Source organism: Parasphingorhabdus sp., from assembly GCF_039968395.1.
Lineage (GTDB): Bacteria > Pseudomonadota > Alphaproteobacteria > Sphingomonadales > Sphingomonadaceae > Parasphingorhabdus.
In genome coordinates this window covers 741256-755153 of record NZ_JBDVPV010000002.1, presented here as the reverse complement: position 1 = coordinate 755153, position 13898 = coordinate 741256, and the positions used below count along the sequence as shown (strand labels likewise).

Sequence of the window (13898 nt, the reverse complement as noted above, 5' to 3'; positions counted from 1 at the left end):
CCCGTCCGTAGCGCCAATCACATCGCCCGAACTGCCCTGCACCGTGATAGCAGCCAAAGCGCCAGTAGAAGACGCATCTATGCCCGCACCGGACCGACCGGTCACAACAGCCGTCGAACCCAAGGTGATCGTTGTCGTGCCCGTGGCAGCAACAGTGCGGATGCCGGTATCGCCGCCAGTGACATTCGCTACTGTCACCGCAACCGCGCCTGTGCCCAAATGGTTTACGTCAATGCCGTCTCCGGCTTCGCCCGCAATATCTCCTGACGTTACGACCGTGACGCTGGTTGTTGTCGCAGCTGTGTCGATTTCAATCCCGTCGTCGATCGCCGAAATCGCATCCGCATATATTCCGGTTGCACCAATCCCGTTATTCCGTATTTCAAATCCATCATCTCCGGCCGTAACCAAACCTGTAGCCGTCACCGTCAGGTCTCCGGCTTCGGTATCATTTAGCGCGTATATGCCATCATCTAAAGTCGTGCTGACGGTACCAACCGTGACAGAGTTACTGCCAGTACCATACTGATAAGATTGAATACCATATTGCCGACTGGTCACTTGATTGGCGCTGATCGTGATATCGCCTGCGCCATCTTCGGTTTTGGCATATATTCCGTCTCGACCATTTGCATCAGAGTTGGAAACCGCATTGGCATCAATGTTGATCGCGCCAAAGCCGAATGCAACAATTCCTGCTTCGCCGCCGGAAACATTGCCCCCTGTCTCTATGCTAATATCACCGCCTGCAGGACCTTCAGCGTCAGCAAAAATACCAACTTCTCCGCCGTTTATGGCACCGGTCAAGCTGGTTATCGATATCGATCCGCCCCAAGAGTAGCCATATATCCCAATCCGGTTTTCTCCAGTTACCGATGCAGCACTGATCGAAACATCGCCGCCAAAATCGGAAGACGCGCTTATGCCATCGTTGTCCCCGCTAACCGTACCACCTGTGCTATCGATGGCAATGTCACCATCTCCATAAGAATAGACAAATATGCCATCGCCATCACGACCAGTGACTTGCGCGGTTGTGACGGTAACAGAACCGTATCCATAGTTAAAAATGTCAATGCCTTCATCGCCTCCATCGACATGCCCGGTTGCCCCAACCCTGACGTCACCGGAATCCAAGTCTGTATCGATATCGATACCATCATCGGACGTTGCATAGACCGAAGCCACCGAAACTACCGTGCTACCAAAGCCCGCATTGTCGATATCGAGGCCATCATCACCCGCATTGATGGAACCGGCAACATTGACGGCAAGATCACCCGTTCCGCCTGTAATTTCAACCTTGATTGCATCAGTGGAACCCGTGACATTGCTCCCGGAATTGATGATGTTGAGCGTTTGCGCGCCGCCGCCAACCATCTCGATTGCGGCATTGGCTGGAACCGTATCGTCATTTACGGTCGTGGGTGTCGTGTCATCACCTATTGTGATGGTCAAATCATCAACATTGGTCTCGATCGGATCAATCGTGTCGGGGGACGCCACAACACAAATAATTGCGCTGCCATTGATGGCGGTACTGGGGTCACATCCGGTCGGGACAGTCTGAGCACTCGCTCCGCTGGCCAGTGCAACGGAAAGCATTGCCGCCGATGTGGTAGCGAGCAAGGTTCGGGATTTTCGTTTTTTCGAGGGGAGATCTGGGTCCGTTGAATTTTCACCATTTCCGGCATGATTCCCGGCATAACCATATACAGAATTTGTCTCGATACCCATTTTACGCTAACCCCTTATAAACCTCCTCTTCGTCACGCGGGTTGTTCAAATTTGCACAAAAGTTAAGTGTTACGGCGGACATTGTCCGAATATCTCAAACCGTTAAAACTCTACGCAGATTCAATCCCTCGATCAGAAGCGGACAACTGTCCCTGATCAGTGGCTTGTTGCGGAATTCGATGCTTGCAGATGCTCTGTATTTTAACGCTATATTTACTAAATAATTTCGTCATTTCCTGATGAACGACGCAGAATAAATCGCAATTTGGTTGGGACCAGGAGGACAGCCAGGATTGTTGTCCTCAAACTTTGCTTTTGCGGACAAAACGGCCATTTGCACAGCCAGTCTGAATCTGCCCTTGCTATTCCGTCCCCAGATGAAACAGCAGCACCGTCTCCGGAAAGGCGGTCGGCAACTGCAATCCGAGGGTCTGCAATGCCTCGCCGCTGTGCACGCTGCCCTCGTTCGTGAGGTCCATCGCGTCGACAATCGACGGCGACGTGATCGAACGCCAGCCCTGTGGCCAGATCAGCTTGATCCGGTATCGCCTGGCCGCATCCAGGCCGGCCAATTTCAGCCGCGGCAGGAAGGTTTCGGCTTGGCTCGTCATGCAAGCCACCGAGTAGAGCGCTTGGCTTTTGTCCGTCGCAACAATGCCCGAAATGTTCAAACTCTCTGCGCTATCGAGGCGGTACATGTCCCCGCTGTGCAGCAGTTGGCGATGCTCTTTGTATAACGCGATCGCGGCCTTGAGCGTTTCCAGATCGGCCGCCGGTTCGGTCAGCAGGTTCAGCTCCGCGCCCATATGACCGATCATCGCGGTCGCTGCACGCATCTCCATCGTCAGGGTGCGTCCGGTAATATGGCACTGGCGCGGACCGACATGGGAACCGATAACGTTCAGCGGAAAGAAGAAACTCGCACCACGCTGAATGGACTGTCGATCGCGCGCGTCATTACTGTCCGATGTCCAAATCCGGTCGCTATGGGCGAGGATGCCAAAATCCGCGCGCCCGCCGCCGGAGGAACAGCTTTCAATCTCAACTGTGGGATGAGCATCCCGAATACGCTCGATCAAATCATACAGTGCCTGCACCTGGGCGAAGGCGTTGGGCTGTCCATCCTGTCCACCGGGATGATTGAGGTCGCGGTTCATGTCCCATTTGACATAGCCGATTTTATGACTGCCAAGGATCGCATCGATCTTCTCAAACAGATAGTCGGCCACTTCCGGCCGCGAGATGTCCAGTACCAGTTGATGCCGAAAAGGCACTTGCTCCACAGCCTCAATTTGCAACACCCAGTCGGGATGAGCGCGATACAGGTCGCTGTCGGGATTGACCATTTCCGGTTCAAACCAGATGCCCATTTCCATCCCGAGTGCGGTGACATGATCAACAAGCGGCGCCAGTCCTTCGGGATAAACGTCGTCTGACACGATCCAGTCCCCGAGTCCCGACCGGTCATTGCGGCGCGATCCGAACCAGCCGTCATCCAGCACAAACCGCTCGACGCCGACCTCCGCTGCCTTGCTCGCCATCGCCTTGAGCTGGTCGATATCATGATCGAAATAGACCGCCTCCCAGCTGTTATAGTGAACGGGTCGCGGACGAGATCGAACGTCAGGACGCAGCAGCTTGTCGCGCGCATGAGTGTGAAACTGCCGACTGAGTGCAGACAGGCCCTGGCTTGTATAACCTGCGACAATGGCCGGACTGCGATAGCTTTCGCCCGGAGCCAGTATAATCTCTCCGGGATACAGAAACGCGCCCAGCGAAGTCACAACATCGCCGCTGCCCAGCGTATCGACACGAATCTGGTGATTGCCGCTCCACGCCAGGTGCAGTCCGTAGGCTTCACCGCTTTGCTCTCCCGTCTTTCCTTCGCACAGGATTACGCCTGGAAAACTGTCATGAGAGGTGCGCCCGCGTCGGTTTTCGCGCAGCCAGGTACCCCGGAATCTTGCCAGCTGTTCACGAAAAAACTCTCCCGCCCAACGCCCGGAAAAGCTGATAATATCTGTCATTTCCCGTGGAATCGGAAGGCACAAAGTTGCCATCTGGTCGACCGCAAGAGGACTGTCTCCGTGATTGGTCAACTCTGCCGTGATCTGCAACAGGCCCGTCTCGGGGTCCGCGCCAAAGCCATATTGTATACCGACCTGCGTGACAGGATCGCGCGCGAGGATCGTGGCCGTGGAACCGGTTTGCTCAGCTTTTTCCACAAGCAAGCGCGATCCCCAGTCCTGTCCGGCGCGATGCGCGGCAAGGCCGGCAGCGGCAGCGAAGCCGGTACCAGGTTCCATTGTCAGACTGGGTTCCACATTATCGAGTTCACTGCCGAACACATGCTGCCTGGTCGCAAGCACATTCAGTTCCGAAACAACCACCGCGTCCGAAAGCCACCGCCCCCAGTGGACAATGCGCGGCGAACTAGCCTGTGCACAGGCAAGGATCAGACTGGTCTCCCCAGCGTCTATGCGAATATGATCCAAACCATGCTCCTCGTTTATTGACGCCGGAACAGGTTACCGTCTTTCTCGGAAAAAAGAAAACGACATATTGCCAAGATTTCCTGATTGAAAAAACCACTATGGACGGTTTTTCTGTTTCATTTTACTTTTTCCCTGATAGAGCCTTCTCCCGTGCACTTCGAAAATTGCTTTCGTTGTACACAAAAGAAGAAACTGGATCAGATTGACAGTGCGGAATTTTCGTCAATCACATGATCCGGGGAAGCGGTTTGGTAAATCAAGCCAGCTCCCTTACGTGAACAGGGATGTTGCATGTCATCGGATGATGCCAAGGAATGCCAAGATCCGTGCGAAATGAAGCACGAAGCCAATGCGCTGATGGAACGCGCACTGCAATTGCTTGATATCGCCAAGGAAGATTTGACTGCTGCCAAGCTCGATGATGCTATTTGTTCATTGAATATTCGCAAGCCACAACCGCAAGAAACGTCCGAGCCTGAAGATCAGACGACATCATCTGCAAACAACGACTGAAATCTGACATAAATCTGAGGCGACAGTTTCAGTTCGGTCGAGACCAGACCGGATTGATCTGTTCGTTCAATCATCCCCTGTGACTCCATGATGTCCACATAGCGCTCAAGTGTGGAAGATGACACACCCACCAGTCTTTCGAGGTCATGCGGTTCCAGAGTGTCACCCGCACAATTGGCGATATACAGATTTAGTCCGATCGCCAGCGGCACATTTTTTGTCTGCTGCCCGCCAACCATCTGTTCGCAAGCAGTGAGTATCCCGTAAAATTTTTCTGATTTTTCCAATCTCGGCAACTTACATCTTCCTCATGGTTTGCAGCAACGCCCTGAAGCATCCGCTTAGTGTTGAGACAGCTTCGCGATCGTGAGTCTGGCTTGGACTGGACGGTGCGGATTTTTCCGCAGCCGCGAGCAAGCCCATTTCTTTCAAACTGGACACGCCGCCACTCGCGACGATCAGATGATCCACGATCCGCAAATCGAACGGCGCACATGCCGCAATAATATTTCTCGTCAGCGCTACATCTGCCCTGCTTGGACGAGGGTCGCCTGAAGGATGATTGTGCACCAGCACAATCGCGACCGCGTTGAGATCCAGGGCATCCCTGATGACATGACGTGCGTGAATATTGACTCGGTCCACCGTTCCCGTGGCCATCACATTATCCTGGATCAATCGATTGGCAGCATCCAGAAAAAGAACCCGAAATATTTCATTCTCTTCGGCTCCGTAACTGTTGAACAGATATTCATGAACCGCTCTCGAGCCCGGTAGCACCGGACCGTTGAGCATTTCCCGCTCCAGAGTGTAGGAAAAGGATCGCGCTACGACTTGCAAATATCGTGAGACCGCAGTGTTGAAGTTCAGCGACCCGACATCGGCGTGCGCAAAAAAATGAAACAGTTCTCGAATGGAACGAAATTTGGAAACCAGCTTCTCAGCCTCCGATTTCGAGGCGTCACCCAAAATCGGTTCCATGATCTGCGCGATCGCATTTACATCCCGGATTCGATTTTTTGCCTCTGTCTGGTACGGATTGTCGCCCAGATCAGGATTGCCAATTGCAGGAACCCCCATGACCCTTGCGCCACGCCCAGTCCGTATGATCTGAGATTTTCCCCCACTGACGACACGAAAAACGTCATCACCGGAATCATCTGAAAGGCTGCGATCGGCAGTGGCCAAAACCTTTTACTCCGCAATGCCAGAATTGTCAGAATGACAAATGCTGCGCTGTCGAGAATGAAAATACCAACATGAGGTTGCAACCAGTCTGCGCCGCCCAACAAGTATAGAACCGGGGTGCCCACAAAGTTGATGACGAGTGTCGCAAGTGCCAGACGCTCCTCAAACTGTCCGTGTCGAACGACAATCGCGATAGCCAGCAACATGAGAGTAAGGAAAATCCAAAAGGCCATCCCCTGTGTCTCTCATGTTGTTGTCACCTCAGTCAACTGAGTTGCAATTCAAGCTACTTTCTTCTTCGCGATATCACGCGCCGAAGGCTGTTCGTTAGCGGGTGTCTCATCCAATATTTTCCACAAAGCGCCACCTGCATAGGTTTTCAAACCCATCTGATCCCGAGCCACGGCAAAAGCATCATGCGCCTCTACGATCTGAGCGCGGGCATCATAGAGTGACTTTATCGAATCACCGGTCAGCCCGATCGCATCCTGCGCAACCACCGCGGACAGATTGGCTTTTTGACGGCCAGCGGAAACCGCTGTGGTCAGTTCGGCCGCACAAACCAGCGCGTCATCAATGGCAGCTTCCAGGGCTGTCAGTTTTTCGGTAACATCTTTTGCGACATACAGACGGTTTTTCAACATCCTCAACTCCAGGCACTTCACTGAGTGCATTATGCTGAAACATGAAGAAGAAAAAATCTTACACTAAGCGCGAAAGCCCTTCAGCCAGATTGACCAGCAGAGCAAAAGCGACAAGCCCGGAAATCACGATTGCCAGCATGACTACCAACCTGGCACCGGTGGAAAGTTGATTTTCTCTCTTGGTTTCAAACAAAGCCGAAAAAAGCGCAGACTGTTCGGGCGAATTTTCAGCCTTTTCAAAAAAGAATGGCTGCTGTTCACGCAATTCGGTCTCGACGCTGTCGGCTGACGGGCTCCATTCATCAACTGACGCATCTGCATTGCGCGCATAGCGAAAATTGGGAACCTCCGAACTTTGGTGTACCAAAGCATCGTATCCCGACAGATCATCCTGAGGATGTCGCGCTTCGTGGCTCATCAAAGCCCGGGCCGCTTCGGCGCGCCCAGAAACACCCAAAATGGATTGGGCGCGCTTTAGTCGCTGATCGACCGTATGATGGGATATATCCAGTATCCGCGCGATTTCTTTTGATGACATCAACTCGGCAACAAGCCGCAGACATTGCTTCTGCGGCTCCGTCAGTTTTTCAAAATGATACTGAATGTAGCCGTCGTCCATTTGATTGCCCCGCAAGCGCAATAGCAGATGGTGCTTGCCGTCGCAATTGATCGGATCAATTGAAATTAAATGCAATGAAGGAGATTGCGGAGCGAACTGACCCCGGGACCAGCCAGGTTCAGTTCGCTCCACGAATGACGCTCAACCGGAGCATTGACCTTATTTTGAAACTTGATGTCTCGAAATACCAGCCGGACATTTGTGGTGGGGTTAAAAGCCGACTGAGATCAATGCGCTTGCTTTGCAACATCCTCGAATATTAATTACGGAAGCACGGACCGGAACTTTAACATTTTTCGCGGATTTATTGCGTCACCATGGAAATGGTCGCCAATTGGCTAGGAATCGCTGATATTATCGTGATAGTCCGATATCGTCCTGGCCCAGAGTTTTAGGCTTTTTACGATTTCGGCACGCGAGTGACCGACCACTTCCTCCAGACTTGTGAGCAGGCCCGCCACAAATTGCCTCAGATCGATAATCGCATAGGGTGATTGCATGGTCGCAACCCCAAATTCCGAGAAAACCTCGCCCATTTCGCGAATAGAAAGAATTTTGATTTCCTGATTCCAGTTTTCTTCGGTCTTGAGAGGCAACAGCGCAGACAGCTCGATGCACAGGAATGAAGGTTTGTCCTGTTCCGAGACCTCGCTCTCAACAAGCGAATTGGACAGGCCGGAAATCAGGACATCACTAAACTTGCTGACTTCCTTGATGCTGCGATCCGGTGTCGATCCAATTTCGGCATATTCAAGCGCCAGCCCCAGCAGGATCAATTCTCGCCACCGATAGGAAGCTGCTTTTCCTTTTCCCGTATTCACTCCCGGAGGAAAACCTTGCCTCTGGAAATGTTGCAGCCGTCCCTTGAAAGCGGTTTTCCGTTCTGATGAAATTTCATGCTTGATGCAGAATGTCTCGACGACATCTTTATAGGTAAATTCCATTACGTTCATCCCCAGCAGTCAACAGTCGATCATCGCAAAAGCGATCAACGGTTAGCGTAAAGGACAAACCACCTGCATTGTCCAATAAATTGAACAGTACCGGTTCTCTAATCTACATTAGGGGAGAGGAATTCTGAAGTTGATGGATGAATGATTCTGGATCGGAGCCCAAAAGGCGCCACAAGCGAGATCGCTAGAAATCCACCTTGTTGCGCTGAGACCGGGGAATATTGTGAGATTCGCACAAACTCGCAATCGCTTCATCGACTTTGATCGCGGCCAGCTTTGCATTCTGCGCATCAAGTTGGCCCAGAACATTTTCCAGTTTCACAACCAGATCAATCAGTTCGTTATGCGCAGTATCTTTCTGCATTTTGTCTTTCCATCTCCGTTGTGACTTTATTCGATGGTATTTCCAGTAAGGTTACAGGCTACTGAATAAGTTGCCATTTTTTCGCTTAGCCGGAACCCATGAGGGTAAAATTTTGCAACAAGTACAACTGATCAGAGAGCCCGTTTTTTCGTTCCATTCTGTTCCTCTTGCCCAGAATATTGCCAGAAATCGCAATAACTCGTTCAGTCTCGGGCCTCATCTCAAGCAATTCCAGTTCCGAATTCGCATGATCATATGCCGGAATTACAATCCGGCTTCGACAGGTTCGCGTCCCTGACGTAACATTAGTGGGCTGAAAAGATGATTGGCAGACGATGGCCTTTGCATGAAGTTAGTGCAAAAAAACGCTTGAATTCACAAACCTTCGCAAGGACTGGCGCGCAATTGACCCATTTTGGACCCAACTTCTGTTGGGTCCGAATCGAGCTAGTGATATCACGCATCATCGGCGTCCCCACGACGCCGTTTACGGTTACAATGTTTCAAATTTCTGGTCTGACACATTCTAACCAAACACGGCGCGCAGATATCGTTCAACAAGATCAACGTCTGCGCGCCGCACTTCTAGCAATTTCAAACCTCGCGTCTACAACAAATTTGTAAAAACATGTCAGGCTTTGCCATGCCTGCTGTTTTTCATTTCCAGAGCCAGATTGGTATCGAACCAATTTAGATCCCGTTCGGACAATTCTCCATGCTTGTTTCGATCCCTTTGATTCCATTTAACTTTTGTTAACTATAATATCCTAGCTCTGAGGAAGACCAGAAATCGAAGCATGGTTCGTGGGGGACCATGCTTCATTCTCCGGCCCGGAATTCGGGTCAGCGTGATTTTGATTTCTGGGTGATAGTAAATGGCAATACCATTAAGCAGTACCGTTACAGAGCAGGACAATATCGAGCGCCATATTATCGGCGTCAGTCATGCAATCCGGGAAACCAGAACACTCGTAAAATTTTCAGCCGACACGATGGCCAATGTCCTGATTACCGGTCCGTCCGGCTGCGGCAAGGAAGTCATCGCCAAAACACTTCACACAGCATCTTCAAGAGCCGACAAACCGTTTGTCGCCGTAAACTGCGGTGCGATACCCAGAGAACTCATCGAAGCCGAACTTTTTGGGCACGAAAAAGGTAGTTTTACCGGCGCAACGAGCCGGCGCCTTGGACATTTTGAACGGGCGCAGGGCGGAACATTGTTTCTCGACGAAATCGGTGACATGCCCATGGATATGCAAGTGCGCCTGCTGCGTGTCCTTGAAGAAAAAAGCATCCGCCGCGTTGGAGGCGATCAGGAAATCGCAATCGATACCCGGATCGTAGCGGCCACGCATCAAAACCTTGAAGCGGCAATCGCAAATGGGTCGTTCCGCGAAGATCTGTACTATCGGCTGTCTGTTCTGCCTATCGAGATAACAGCTCTTGATGAACGTCGCGAAGATATCCCATCGCTTCTTCACCATTTTCTGCGGCAAAATGGTGATGACACTGCACGACCAGTATTCCGGCGCGAAACAATGGACGCGCTCTGCAACTATAACTGGCCCGGAAATGTTCGGGAATTGCGTAATGTGGTTGAACGGGCGAGTGTGTTCTTTCCCGGCCAGGAAATTGAACCGGACCACCTTCAGATCTTGCTGGGCAAAACTTTTGCACAGCACGCCCGTCCGGCCAAAGCCGTCCGGGAGAAGATCGATCAAGTGGCAGAGCTCAGAGAGACCAACGGTTCACAGTTTAGTTTCTCGGAAATGCCTGAATTGAACAGCTCAGGCTTTGACATGAAAAAATACCTGATCTGCGAAGAGCAAAGTCTTATTCAACAGGCTCTCGAACAGGCCGGCGGTACAGTATCAAAAGCCGCCAAGCTGCTCAGCTTGCCACGGACCACATTCATTGAAAAAATGCAGAAAATGGAACTTGAACCCGCCTGATATCAGAATGGATTGTCAGGCCGCTTTCTTGCCAACCTTGCGTTTCTTCAGTTTGATGACTTTACCGCTTCGTTCATGCGCCATGCGGTTCCAGGCATCAAGCGCAGCGATTTTATAAGCTTCTGCAAGAGTCGGATAATTGAACGTATTTTCCATGAAGAAATCGATCCCGCCGCCAAGGTTGAGAACAGCCTGACCAACGTGAACAAGCTCCGTTGCTCCCTCTCCGACCACATGAACGCCCAGCAACTTGCCGGTCTTCAGCTCGAACAGACATTTTAGTATACCTGATTGCAGCCCCATGATGTGTCCGCGAGATGTTTCACGCAATCGCGCCACACCGCATTCAAACAACAGACCCTTGGCTTTGGCTTCTTCTTCGGAATAGCCGATGGTTGAAATTTCAGGGACGGCATAGATGCCATAGGGGAAATGATGCGGTGCATCTGGCATGGGTGCGTTAAACGCATGGCAGGCCGCAATTCTGCCTTGCTCCATTGATGTGGAAGCTAGGCTCGGAAATCCGATGACATCACCAGCGGCATAGATATTGTCCACTTTGGTTTGCATGGTTTTCGGATTGACCTCCAGGCGTCCACGATGATCCGCTTCCAGAGAGAGATTTTCCAGCCCCAGATCGTCAGTCGCACCTTTGCGGCCAGCAGCAAAAAGCAGCATTTCCGAACGGACGACACGACCGTCACTTAGCGTCACAACCGGCCAGTCATTCTCGTCGAGCACGATTGATTCAGCCGAACAACCCAGCCGGATAGACATGCCTCGGTCCAGCAACTGCTGTGTGAAATTGCTGATTACCTCGCGGTCAACAAAGTCCAGAAAGCTATCGCGTGGTTCGACCAACGTTACTGGGACATCGAGCGCGCTGAAAATGGTGGCATATTCAATCCCGATCACGCCAGCCCCAATCACCGTCAGGCTTTTCGGAATGGTCAGGTCCGAAACAATGGCATCGCTGTCGAGCACCGTACGATTATTGAATGGGATGTTATCCGGGCGAAAGGGTTTCGTGCCAACGGTGACCAGAACACGTTCCGCGGTAACCAACTCAACAGCCGTCCGGTCCGCTTCGCGGCGTTCCACCCGCAAAGTATTCTTGTCGACAAATGTCGCCCGCCCCTGCAGCGTGTGCACATTGTTCCGCGCAAATTGCTGTTCGAGAATGTCCACTTCATGAAGCAATGTCTTGCTCAACCTTGAATTCAAGGCCGCACAGTTTGTTTGCGGATTGTCGGTCGAGCGTCGGTTGTAAAATTGCCGCTCGCGCCAGCCGGTCAGATTGAGCACAGATTCCCGCAATGTTTTGGATGGTATCGTCCCGGTATGGACCGATACGCCGCCGACACTGCCACGATCGTCGATCACGAGAACAGATTTTTTCAGCTTGGCAGCCTGTATTGCTGCCCGCCGACCCGCCGGACCACTGCCGATCACCACAAAATCATAACTGCTCATTTCTGCTTTCCCTTGTTAACCATATTTGAGAACGGCAGACTCGAGAAAAACTTTAGCTTTCAATCTCGCTAAATATCATTGCAGGCAGCGATATCGGCAACCCGACTGCAACAGAGCTCGCCACTCACCCGATGGCTTTCCACGCGGATGCGATTTCTGCGATCATCGCTTTTGATGAGTTAATCTGCTCGGGCAACTTCTCGCTGGGCGGTTGATTGATCCGGCGAGCAGCTTCGATATAAATGTCCATCAAAGCCGCAGCGAGTTCACCGCCCTGCTCATGATCCAGGCTGGTCTGCAGTCCGGACAAAATGGCCAGCGCCTTGGTGCGCGCCTCCAGCGCCCTGCCTAGTTCACCGGCGTTGTAAAAACGCAGCGCCTGATCAAGTTTGAGCATCAGTTCGTCAAACAATATGTCGATCAGTTGATGTGGTGACGCGCCTGCCACATGGCTTTCACGGCCAACATTCTGGTAGCGCATGGCCTTGTTAGAATAAGAATTTGCAAGCATGTTTCTGGTCTTTCTGGATCAGCGTCAGTTATTGTTGGCATTGGACCAGACGGCAATTTGTTGCGTCAGGTAGCTTTGGGTAGCGTTGATGACCGCCAGTTGGCGATCCATGTCAGAGAAGGTTCGCGAGAGTTGCGCACGATATGCTTCAATACTCTCATTCAGTTTTTCGCGTTGCACAATCAGGTTCTCTGCGACCGTATCGTAACGTTCTTTTGATATCGTCAGGGAGCCTTCATCAGACTGCAGTTTATCGCGTATCGTCTGCAAGGCGCCCGCAATGCCGGGATTGAATTCATCCTGAACAGCCGGCTCCAGCATTTTCGCAACCGCATCTGGATCAGCCTCCAATATGGCGGTTAAACGCGTCTGATCCACCACTAGTGTGCCGTCATTATTGGTTCTGACCCCGATGTCAGCGAGCGTGCGATAATCGCCGCTGTCCGTCAGGGCCGTCGAGCTTAGCCGGCTGAGCGAGCGGATCATGTCACGTACTCCGCTGTCGCCTGCCAGCGGGCCACCAGAAGCACCTGCCAGGCCCGGCGCAGTGGCGGAATTCAGGCCTTCGCGCAGCTGATTATAAGCGTCCACAAATTCATTGACGAGCGTTCCGACTGTGCTGACCGGCTGGTCACCACTGATCACCACTTCCGTTCCGATTTCGGCGGAAAGAAGACTTAGCCGAACGCCCGTAATCGCACCGTCGATTTCATTGCTGCTGTTCGTCATTTCAATGCCATCAACCGAAATAACGCTATTGGCGGCATCCGCGACTTTGGTCATGCTGCCCGGCAACGCATCTGTATAGGCAAATGCCTGCAGGCTGGGCGGAGCAAGATTCGATGCGGCGATCGAGAAGCCATTATCCAGACCCTCTTCGCCTTCGAGCACAAGACGGGCGCCGCTATTGTCAGTAATAATGGTCGCGGTCACGCCGCTGTCGGAAGCGTTGATCGCAGTGGCCAGACCCGCAAGGCTGTCATTGTCACTGTCAATTACAACATCGAAATCTCCCGCAGCAGTTGTGATCGTCAACGTCCCCTCGCCAACGGCGGTACCGGATGTTGCAGATGCGCCCGACACCAGACGCTGCGGAGAAGCCAATTGGCTGACTTCAAGTTTGGCGGGCAACCCGACGGGCCGGATGCCGCTGATCACTCCCACAGATGCAATTGTCGGATTGCTGGAAACCAGATCACCGGCAAAACCTTGCCCGTCCAGCAAAGTCGTCAAGGCGGTGGCAAATGTATCCAGTGCAGAAGATGCCGACGCCACGGCAGAAATCCGGGCTCCGTTCAGATTTTCCTTCTGAAACAACAGGGATTCCCGGGGAATCCGCGTGGCATTGACCAGATCTTCAACGACTTGCGAAGAGTTGATACCAGAACCGGCACCGATAATATTTGCAATATCACCAAACATAATAATTCCTTCTCGGCCTTAATAACG

14 protein-coding genes are annotated in these 13898 nt (G+C 52.1%); 2 read left to right on the top strand and 12 right to left on the bottom strand.

The features are described from left to right. On the bottom strand, positions 1 to 1737 hold a 1737-nt coding region (locus ABJI30_RS07945), incomplete at its 3' end, for a hypothetical protein (RefSeq protein ID WP_348016648.1). Between the two features lie 362 nt (positions 1738 to 2099). Continuing rightward, complete coding sequence (locus ABJI30_RS07940; protein WP_348016647.1) at positions 2100 to 4232, bottom strand: alpha-galactosidase; 2133 nt, start codon at positions 4230 to 4232, stop codon at positions 2100 to 2102. A gap of 291 nt (positions 4233 to 4523) precedes the next feature. On the opposite strand from ABJI30_RS07940, the gene ABJI30_RS07935 reads away from it, so the two are divergent. After that, complete coding sequence (locus tag ABJI30_RS07935) at positions 4524 to 4745, top strand: hypothetical protein (RefSeq protein ID WP_348016646.1); 222 nt, start codon at positions 4524 to 4526, stop codon at positions 4743 to 4745. Here ABJI30_RS07935 and ABJI30_RS07930 read toward each other — a convergent pair. The 7 genes from ABJI30_RS07930 to ABJI30_RS07900 all read right to left on the bottom strand — a co-directional run bounded on the left by ABJI30_RS07930 (position 4715) and on the right by ABJI30_RS07900 (position 8513). Then, positions 4715 to 5041 carry a hypothetical protein gene (locus tag ABJI30_RS07930; RefSeq protein ID WP_348025425.1) on the bottom strand — a complete coding sequence of 109 codons (327 nt, stop codon included), beginning with the start codon at positions 5039 to 5041 and terminating at the stop codon, positions 4715 to 4717. The two genes, ABJI30_RS07935 and ABJI30_RS07930, sit on opposite strands and share 31 nt — an antisense overlap. A gap of 1 nt (position 5042) precedes the next feature. Further along, positions 5043 to 5825, bottom strand: a complete 783-nt coding sequence (locus tag ABJI30_RS07925) for a JAB domain-containing protein (protein ID WP_348025307.1) — start codon at positions 5823 to 5825, stop codon at positions 5043 to 5045. Beyond that, positions 5744 to 6166, bottom strand: a complete 423-nt coding sequence (locus tag ABJI30_RS07920) for a hypothetical protein (protein WP_348025424.1) — start codon at positions 6164 to 6166, stop codon at positions 5744 to 5746. Before ABJI30_RS07920 ends, ABJI30_RS07925 begins: the two co-directional genes overlap by 82 nt. 48 nt (positions 6167 to 6214) lie before the next feature. Continuing rightward, the gene (locus ABJI30_RS07915) at positions 6215 to 6577 is read right to left on the bottom strand and encodes a hypothetical protein (protein WP_348016642.1); all 363 of its coding nucleotides are present in this window, start codon (positions 6575 to 6577) and stop codon (positions 6215 to 6217) included. A gap of 58 nt (positions 6578 to 6635) precedes the next feature. After that, entirely contained in the window at positions 6636 to 7196 is a 561-nt protein-coding gene (locus ABJI30_RS07910) for a helix-turn-helix transcriptional regulator (protein WP_348016641.1), read from the bottom strand. A gap of 338 nt (positions 7197 to 7534) precedes the next feature. Then, positions 7535 to 8140, bottom strand: a complete 606-nt coding sequence (locus ABJI30_RS07905; protein ID WP_348016640.1) for a hypothetical protein — start codon at positions 8138 to 8140, stop codon at positions 7535 to 7537. 193 nt (positions 8141 to 8333) lie between these two features. After that, entirely contained in the window at positions 8334 to 8513 is a 180-nt protein-coding gene (locus tag ABJI30_RS07900; RefSeq protein WP_348016639.1) for a hypothetical protein, read from the bottom strand. A gap of 875 nt (positions 8514 to 9388) precedes the next feature. Between ABJI30_RS07900 and ABJI30_RS07895 the strand changes: the two genes are divergently transcribed. Further along, entirely contained in the window at positions 9389 to 10465 is a 1077-nt protein-coding gene (locus tag ABJI30_RS07895; RefSeq protein ID WP_348016638.1) for a sigma-54 dependent transcriptional regulator, read from the top strand. 15 nt (positions 10466 to 10480) lie between these two features. Here the strand turns inward: ABJI30_RS07895 and sthA are convergent, their stop codons facing one another. From sthA to fliD, 3 genes are all read right to left on the bottom strand, one after another. Next, positions 10481 to 11938: a Si-specific NAD(P)(+) transhydrogenase gene (sthA, locus tag ABJI30_RS07890; protein WP_348016637.1), complete on the bottom strand. Its 1458-nt coding sequence runs from the start codon at positions 11936 to 11938 to the stop codon at positions 10481 to 10483. Positions 11939 to 12062: 124 nt separating this feature from the next. Beyond that, complete coding sequence (locus ABJI30_RS07885) at positions 12063 to 12449, bottom strand: flagellar export chaperone FliS (protein WP_348025423.1); 387 nt, start codon at positions 12447 to 12449, stop codon at positions 12063 to 12065. Positions 12450 to 12473: 24 nt separating this feature from the next. Then, entirely contained in the window at positions 12474 to 13871 is a 1398-nt protein-coding gene (fliD, locus tag ABJI30_RS07880) for a flagellar filament capping protein FliD (RefSeq protein WP_348016635.1), read from the bottom strand. Positions 13872 to 13898: the final 27 nt, after the last annotated feature.

Excerpts from the sequence above, each read along its gene's own strand:
- ABJI30_RS07935 (WP_348016646.1), top strand. The coding sequence starts at position 4,524 with ATGTCATCGGATGATGCCAAGGAATGCCAAGATCCGTGCGAAATGAAG.
- ABJI30_RS07925 (WP_348025307.1), bottom strand. The coding sequence starts at position 5,825 with ATGGGGGTTCCTGCAATTGGCAATCCTGATCTGGGCGACAATCCGTAC.
- ABJI30_RS07920 (WP_348025424.1), bottom strand. The coding sequence starts at position 6,166 with ATGGCCTTTTGGATTTTCCTTACTCTCATGTTGCTGGCTATCGCGATT.
- ABJI30_RS07915 (WP_348016642.1), bottom strand. The coding sequence starts at position 6,577 with ATGTTGAAAAACCGTCTGTATGTCGCAAAAGATGTTACCGAAAAACTG.
- ABJI30_RS07910 (WP_348016641.1), bottom strand. The coding sequence starts at position 7,196 with ATGGACGACGGCTACATTCAGTATCATTTTGAAAAACTGACGGAGCCG.
- ABJI30_RS07905 (WP_348016640.1), bottom strand. The coding sequence starts at position 8,140 with ATGGAATTTACCTATAAAGATGTCGTCGAGACATTCTGCATCAAGCAT.
- ABJI30_RS07900 (WP_348016639.1), bottom strand. The coding sequence starts at position 8,513 with ATGCAGAAAGATACTGCGCATAACGAACTGATTGATCTGGTTGTGAAA.
- ABJI30_RS07895 (WP_348016638.1), top strand. The coding sequence starts at position 9,389 with ATGGCAATACCATTAAGCAGTACCGTTACAGAGCAGGACAATATCGAG.
- sthA (WP_348016637.1), bottom strand. The coding sequence starts at position 11,938 with ATGAGCAGTTATGATTTTGTGGTGATCGGCAGTGGTCCGGCGGGTCGG.
- ABJI30_RS07885 (WP_348025423.1), bottom strand. The coding sequence starts at position 12,449 with ATGCTTGCAAATTCTTATTCTAACAAGGCCATGCGCTACCAGAATGTT.
- fliD (WP_348016635.1), bottom strand. The coding sequence starts at position 13,871 with ATGTTTGGTGATATTGCAAATATTATCGGTGCCGGTTCTGGTATCAAC.